The sequence below is a fragment of the Teichococcus aestuarii genome (genome assembly GCF_042651065.1).
Taxonomy (GTDB): Bacteria; Pseudomonadota; Alphaproteobacteria; order Acetobacterales; family Acetobacteraceae; genus Pseudoroseomonas; species Pseudoroseomonas aestuarii.
Genome location: NZ_JBHSCH010000149.1, coordinates 1 through 1496, shown reverse-complemented (window position 1 = coordinate 1496; position 1496 = coordinate 1). Strand labels below are relative to the sequence as shown.

At 28.5% G+C, this 1496-nt stretch carries 3 protein-coding genes; all 3 read left to right on the top strand.

Features of this window, described 5'->3' with window-relative positions; translation table 11 throughout:
- Positions 1-23 precede the first annotated feature (23 nt).
- A complete protein-coding gene (blaI, locus tag ACFOY6_RS24050) occupies positions 24-404 on the top strand; it encodes a penicillinase repressor BlaI (protein ID WP_111082953.1) in 381 nt (126 codons plus the stop codon).
- Positions 405-667: 263 nt separating this feature from the next.
- Positions 668-1246, top strand: a complete 579-nt coding sequence (locus ACFOY6_RS24045; RefSeq protein ID WP_000690625.1) for a recombinase family protein — start codon at positions 668-670, stop codon at positions 1244-1246.
- A gap of 125 nt (positions 1247-1371) precedes the next feature.
- A partial coding sequence (locus tag ACFOY6_RS24040; RefSeq protein WP_379652447.1) for a recombinase family protein occupies positions 1372-1496 on the top strand: 125 nt, incomplete at its 3' end.

Here is a 1496-nt window from a genome sequence, read left to right as displayed (position 1 = left end):
ATTAAAAGAAATGGGTGTTTTAAATGGCCAATAAGCAAGTTGAAATATCTATGGCTGAATGGGATGTTATGAATATAATATGGGATAAAAAATCAGTATCAGCTAATGAAATTGTAGTTGAAATTCAAAAATATAAAGAAGTTAGCGATAAAACGATTAGAACATTAATCACAAGACTATATAAAAAAGAGATTATAAAACGATACAAATCAGAGAATATTTATTTTTACTCATCAAATATTAAAGAAGACGATATTAAAATGAAAACTGCTAAAACCTTTCTTAATAAACTGTATGGAGGGGACATGAAAAGTTTAGTGCTGAATTTTGCGAAAAATGAAGAAATAAATAACAAAGAAATTGAAGAATTGCGAGACATTTTAAATGATATTAGTAAAAAGTAATTAGAGATATGTTTCAAACATAATACATATGTAAACTATGCTTGACTCTTATTAAATTAGTTTTGTTAATAACATTTAAAATATTTTATTAAATATGAGAGTGTCCAGAAAATAACCATTTTCTATACACTCTCTTTTTATGTCTATATATATAGCGAGTATACATATTTTAGTGTTCAATAACCCAACAGAAAATCTATGTTCATAAATATGGTTAGAATTAAGTTATGATACAATGAAGATGTATATAGGAGGTTTGTATTTTGAAAATAGGTTATGCAAGAGTTTCAACTGGTTTACAAAATTTAAATTTGCAGGAAGATCAATTAAATCAATATGGTTGTGAAAAGATATTTAGCGACCACATAAGTGGATCAAAAAGTAAACGTCCTGGTTTAGATAAAGCCATTGAATTTGCGAGGGCAGGAGATACGATTGTTGTTTGGAGACTAGATAGACTAGGGCGTAATATGGAAGATTTAATCACATTAGTTAATGAACTTAATAATCGAGGCGTGAGTTTTCATAGTTTAGAAGAAAATATAACAATGGATAAATCAAGTTCTACAGGACAATTGTTATTTCATTTATTCGCAGCATTTGCAGAGTTTGAACGCAACTTAATTTTAGAACGTTCTTCAGCAGGACGAATTGCCGCTCGTGCTAGAGGACGCTATGGAGGTCGTCCCGAAAAATTAAATAAACAAGATTTAAAGTTACTCAAAACACTTTATGATAATGGAACACCAATTAAAACTATTGCAGAACAATGGAAAGTTTCACGTACCACAATCTATCGTTATCTCAATAGGTTAAATAATCAAGAAAATAAAGATAAATAATATTACTAAGTTTTAAGAAAGATAAAAATAGACAGGACACACCCTAATCATACAAAATGAATTGTTGAAATTACAGCAATTAAAATGTATGATTAGGGTGTATATTAATTATGAGGTGAAACTAAATGATTGTGGGCTATGCGCGGGTATCATCAGTAGATCAAAATTTAGAAAGACAACTTGAAAATTTAAAAACATTTGGTGCTGAAAAAATTTTTACAGAAAAACAATCAGGTCAATCTATAGAAAA

What these genes read in the sequence shown, in the direction of transcription:
- blaI (WP_111082953.1), top strand. Translation starts at nt 24, where the DNA reads ATGGCCAATAAGCAAGTTGAAATATCTATGGCTGAATGGGATGTTATG.